Genomic DNA, 4047 nt, shown 5'->3' on the forward strand with positions numbered 1-4047 from the left:
TGTCATCTACATTAATACTGAGATATTTTACTTTGGAAATGTCACCTAAGGTGATATAGAGTCAACAGCGGCAAATAATTATTATGAAATTTTTTCACAAAGTTGCTGTAATTTAACTTCAGCTCACATCGAAAAATTGAATATATGATTTTTATAAGATTATAATTTATTATGAAGGTTTATCGAAGAAAAAAATAAAATGTAGTTTTCAATGCGTTTAAAAGGAGAATAAAATGTGTTCAATTTTGGAATAATAAATATTAAAACTGATCTACAAATGTTGCGAATAAGTTTTAAATCCTCTAGGTTTGATGCGTCATCGAGGATTCCACAGTCAGAGTTTTTTGCTTTCAAAGTTATTTTAGCACACGAAAGATGCCAATTGTAGATGCTTAATGCTGGAGCTCAACCACTTTATAATAAAATCCAACCCTTATTACTTGCAGTAAATGGAGAAATTTATAACCACCTAGATTTACGCTAACAATACAAAGATAAATACGAATTTCAAACAGAATCAGATTGTGAAGTTGTTCTAGCACTATATCAAGAAAGGTGTTAATTTTTTAGATGAATTAGAAGGAATGTTTGCATTTATTTTATATGATCTTACAAAAAACCTATCTTGAGTAGGACGCGATCATAGGAATAATTCCACTTTATATGGGATATGACCTTAACTAAAATTTTTATATAGCTTCTGAAATGAAAGCCTTTAATTCCCATTTGCCAAACTCCTTTCTATTTTTCCTCCAGGAAATTATTTATCTAGTGAATCTGGCAAATGGTGAAATAATATAAAACGCATTGATGGATTATCAAAATGTTTACAATAACCAAACCAACACAACCCAATTACGCAATTTTCTTGAAACATCAGTAAAAACATTTAATGTCTGATGTTCCTTATGGCGTACTTTTATCTGGTGGTCTTGACTTTCTATTATTTCTGAATCACTAGTGAAATTATTAAACACCGCATAGAAGAATCAAGTAAAAAAGGGGCTTTGTTTCCTTCACTTCATTCTTGCTGTAGTCTTAAAGGCGCTCCTGATCTTAAAGCTGCCAAAGAAGTGTGCCAATCATTTAGGAACAGTCCATCATGAAATTAATTTTACTATTCAATAAGGCATAGATGCTTTAAAAGATGTTATTTATAACATTGAAACGTATGATATTAAAATTATTCGCGCATCACCTTTATGTATTTAATGGCTCGCAAAGTAAAGCTTTTTAAGTGGTATCAAATGGTTTTTTTCTGGTGAAGGTGCTGATGAGATTTCTTTGGAGGTTATCTATATTTTCATAAAGCCCCTAATGCTCAAGAATTCAACAAAGAAAACAGTAGTCCGTAAATTAGCTTCATTACATTTATATGATTGTGCACGAGGCAACAAAGCAATGAGTGCTTGGGAGAGACGCGAGTGCCTTCTTAGACAAAACTTTTTAGATGCTGCCATGAGATTTTAATCCCAAAGATAAAATGTGTGGCACAATGGCAAAATAGAAAAACATATTCTCTACGACAAACATTTAGCCTTCTTTGTTTGTAGGAGTATTGTAAGAAACTGAACATAAGCATTTTTTAATTAGTGTATCTGTGATTTTGGTTTGGGCAAAGTTGTTTTAAACCAATCCAACTGTAACCTACTCCATCAGAAAATTGTTCTTTTTGGCGCCATACAATCTTTTTGGGTAAATAAGATTCAAATGTTTGTCGTAGAATATGTTTTTCTATTTTGCCATTTGTGCCACACATTTTATCTTTGGGATTAAGTCTCATAGCAACATCTAAAAAGTTTTTGTCTAAGAAAGGCACTCGCGTCTCTACTCCCCAAGCACTCATTGCTTTGTTGCCTCGTGCACAATCATATAAATGTAATGAAGCTAATTTACGGACTGTTTCTTTGTTGAATTCTTGAGCAATAGGGGCTTTATGAAAATATAGATAACCTCCAAAAATCTCATCAGCACCTTCACCAGAAAAAACCATTTTGATGCCATAGCTTTACTTTTGCGAGCCATTAAATACATAGGAATTGATGCGCGAATAGTTTTAATATCATACGTTTCAATGTTATAAATAACATCTTTTAAAGCATCTATGCCTTATTGAATAGTAAAATTAATTTCATGATGGACTGTTCCTAAATGATTGGCTACTTCTTTGGCAGCTTTAAGATCAGGAGCGCCTTTAAGACCTACAGCAAAAAGAATGAAGTGAAGGAAACAAAGCCCCTTTTTTACTTGATTCTTCTATGCGGTGTTTGGCAAATTTTTTAGTGATTCCAGAAATAATAGAAGAGTCAAGACCACCAGATAAAAAGTACGCCATAAGGAACATCAGACATTAAATGTTTTTTACTGATGTTTCAAAGAAAATTGCGTAATTGGGTTGTGTTGGTTTGGTTGTTGTAAACATTTTGATAATCCATCCAATTGCGTTTATAATATTTCACCATTTTGCCAGATTCACTAGATAAATAATTTCCTGGAGGAAAAATATAAGAAAGGGTTTGGCAAATGGGAATTAAGGCTTTCATTTCAGAAGCTATATAAAAATTTTGGCTAGCGTCATATCCCATATAAAGTGGAATTATTCCCATATGATCGCGTCCTATAAGATAGGTTTTTTGTAAGATCATATAAAATAAATGCAAACATTCCTTCTAATTCATCTAAAAAATTAACACCTTTTCTTGATATAGTGCTAGAATAACTTCACAATCTGATTCTGTTTGAAATTCGTATTTATCTTTGTATTGTTGGCGTAAATCTAGGTGGTTATAAATTTCTCCCATTTACTGCAAGTAATAAGGGGTTTGGTTTTATTATAAAGTGGTTGAGCTCCAGCATTAACATCTACAATTAATAGTCTTTCGTGTGCTAAAAATGGCTTTTTGAGAGGCAAAAATTCCTGACCAATCAGGTCTCCTCGATGACGCATCAAACTGGAAAGTTTAAGAGCTTTGTTCACGCAAATATTTGTAGATCGGTTTTAATATTTATTATTCCAAAAATTGAACACATTTTATTCTCCTTTTAAACGCATTGAAAACACATTTTATTTTTTCTTCTGATAAACAACTTCATAATAAATTATAATCTTTAAAAAAATCATATAAAGCGTTTTTTCGATGTGAGGAGCAGTTAAATTGGCAACTTTGTGAAGAGTTTCATAATGAGTATTTGCCATGACGATTCCTATATCTGCAAATTGAAGCATTTCAAAATCGTTGCAACCATCTCCCATGCAAATTAATTGGCAGTCTTTGTGGTCTTTCATAATTGCTTGGATACCATAAGCTTTATTAACTTGTTTGGCACTTAAACTTACAACACCATTTTTCCAATAATAAGCGTGGAGTTGTTCAAAATCTTTCAAAAAATCAACAACAAGAGTATTTGGATGAAATAAATTAATTTTGTAACAGGTTTTTCTAAATGAAGATTACTTTTGATGGGATTTTTTTGCAACATTACATTATCAAACAAACTTTAGAATAAGGATCTGTTGTTTGGGTTGTAGCATGCCTCTTCTAAACTGATACATTGAGAACTATGATTCCTTTTTTTGGGCTTGGCAATTTAGTTTAATTACAAGTTCTGGGATAAGCTGTTTTGGCGATATTTAGGCTCTGGCAATAGCTCCATTTAGAACAACAAAAGCCAAAATAAAGAAGTAAGTTCTTTTAAAACGCTTAAACCTTTGTAGCTTATTCCTGTAGCAATTCCTAAAATATTATTGGGGTTTTGCGCTAGGGTTTGTAAAAGTTTCAGGTTTGTGAAGGAATTTCTTTTGGTTTTTTGCCGTTGTATAAAGTCGTATTTTCAATATCAAAAAGAATAGTTTTTTCATATTTGTTCCTTTATTCCTTGATATATTATAATCAAAAGATAACTAATTAATGCAAAAATGATGAAAAAATAAATGACATAAAATATTATACAAATCAAATATTTTTATTTTGTCATAAATAAACTTTTAAACTTTGGTATAAATAAAAGCATTTCCAAAAATCACTTTTTTGATAATAAATTTTTTGG

Annotated in this window: 7 protein-coding genes and 1 pseudogene; 3 read left to right on the forward strand and 5 right to left on the reverse strand. The window is 31.2% G+C overall.

The features are described 5' to 3' along the window. The first annotated feature begins 388 nt into the window (after window positions 1-388). The 3 genes from ACEW7V_RS01150 (at window position 389) to ACEW7V_RS01160 (ending at window position 1470) form a co-directional block, all read left to right on the forward strand. Window positions 389-484: a hypothetical protein gene (locus ACEW7V_RS01150; protein ID WP_374695614.1), complete on the forward strand. Its 96-nt coding sequence runs from the start codon at window positions 389-391 to the stop codon at window positions 482-484. Window positions 485-892: 408 nt separating this feature from the next. Continuing rightward, the gene (locus ACEW7V_RS01155) at window positions 893-961 is read left to right on the forward strand and encodes a hypothetical protein (protein ID WP_374695733.1); all 69 of its coding nucleotides are present in this window, start codon (window positions 893-895) and stop codon (window positions 959-961) included. Between the two features lie 356 nt (window positions 962-1317). After that, window positions 1318-1470, forward strand: a complete 153-nt coding sequence (locus tag ACEW7V_RS01160; RefSeq protein WP_374695615.1) for a hypothetical protein — start codon at window positions 1318-1320, stop codon at window positions 1468-1470. A gap of 115 nt (window positions 1471-1585) precedes the next feature. Here ACEW7V_RS01160 and ACEW7V_RS01165 read toward each other — a convergent pair whose 3' ends face one another. The 5 genes and pseudogenes from ACEW7V_RS01165 to ACEW7V_RS01185 all read right to left on the reverse strand — a co-directional run bounded on the left by ACEW7V_RS01165 (window position 1586) and on the right by ACEW7V_RS01185 (window position 3424). Beyond that, window positions 1586-1993: an asparagine synthase-related protein gene (locus ACEW7V_RS01165; RefSeq protein ID WP_374695616.1), complete on the reverse strand. Its 408-nt coding sequence runs from the start codon at window positions 1991-1993 to the stop codon at window positions 1586-1588. A gap of 116 nt (window positions 1994-2109) precedes the next feature. Beyond that, entirely contained in the window at window positions 2110-2217 is a 108-nt protein-coding gene (locus ACEW7V_RS01170) for an asparagine synthase-related protein (protein ID WP_374695734.1), read from the reverse strand. After that, window positions 2195-2344: an asparagine synthase-related protein gene (locus ACEW7V_RS01175; RefSeq protein WP_374695617.1), complete on the reverse strand. Its 150-nt coding sequence runs from the start codon at window positions 2342-2344 to the stop codon at window positions 2195-2197. Before ACEW7V_RS01175 ends, ACEW7V_RS01170 begins: the two co-directional genes overlap by 23 nt. Window positions 2345-2372: 28 nt before the next feature. Beyond that, a pseudogene (locus ACEW7V_RS01180) lies at window positions 2373-2801 on the reverse strand (hypothetical protein). Window positions 2802-3064: 263 nt separating this feature from the next. Beyond that, the gene (locus ACEW7V_RS01185) at window positions 3065-3424 is read right to left on the reverse strand and encodes an HAD family hydrolase (RefSeq protein ID WP_374695735.1); all 360 of its coding nucleotides are present in this window, start codon (window positions 3422-3424) and stop codon (window positions 3065-3067) included. Window positions 3425-4047 lie beyond the last annotated feature (623 nt).

Source organism: Areca yellow leaf disease phytoplasma, from assembly GCF_041920595.1.

Bases quoted from the DNA above. Each gene is read 5' to 3' on its own strand.
- ACEW7V_RS01150 (WP_374695614.1), top strand. From the start codon at position 389: ATGCTTAATGCTGGAGCTCAACCACTTTATAATAAAATCCAACCCTTA.
- ACEW7V_RS01160 (WP_374695615.1), top strand. From the start codon at position 1,318: ATGCTCAAGAATTCAACAAAGAAAACAGTAGTCCGTAAATTAGCTTCA.
- ACEW7V_RS01165 (WP_374695616.1), bottom strand. From the start codon at position 1,993: ATGGTTTTTTCTGGTGAAGGTGCTGATGAGATTTTTGGAGGTTATCTA.
- ACEW7V_RS01175 (WP_374695617.1), bottom strand. From the start codon at position 2,344: ATGTTCCTTATGGCGTACTTTTTATCTGGTGGTCTTGACTCTTCTATT.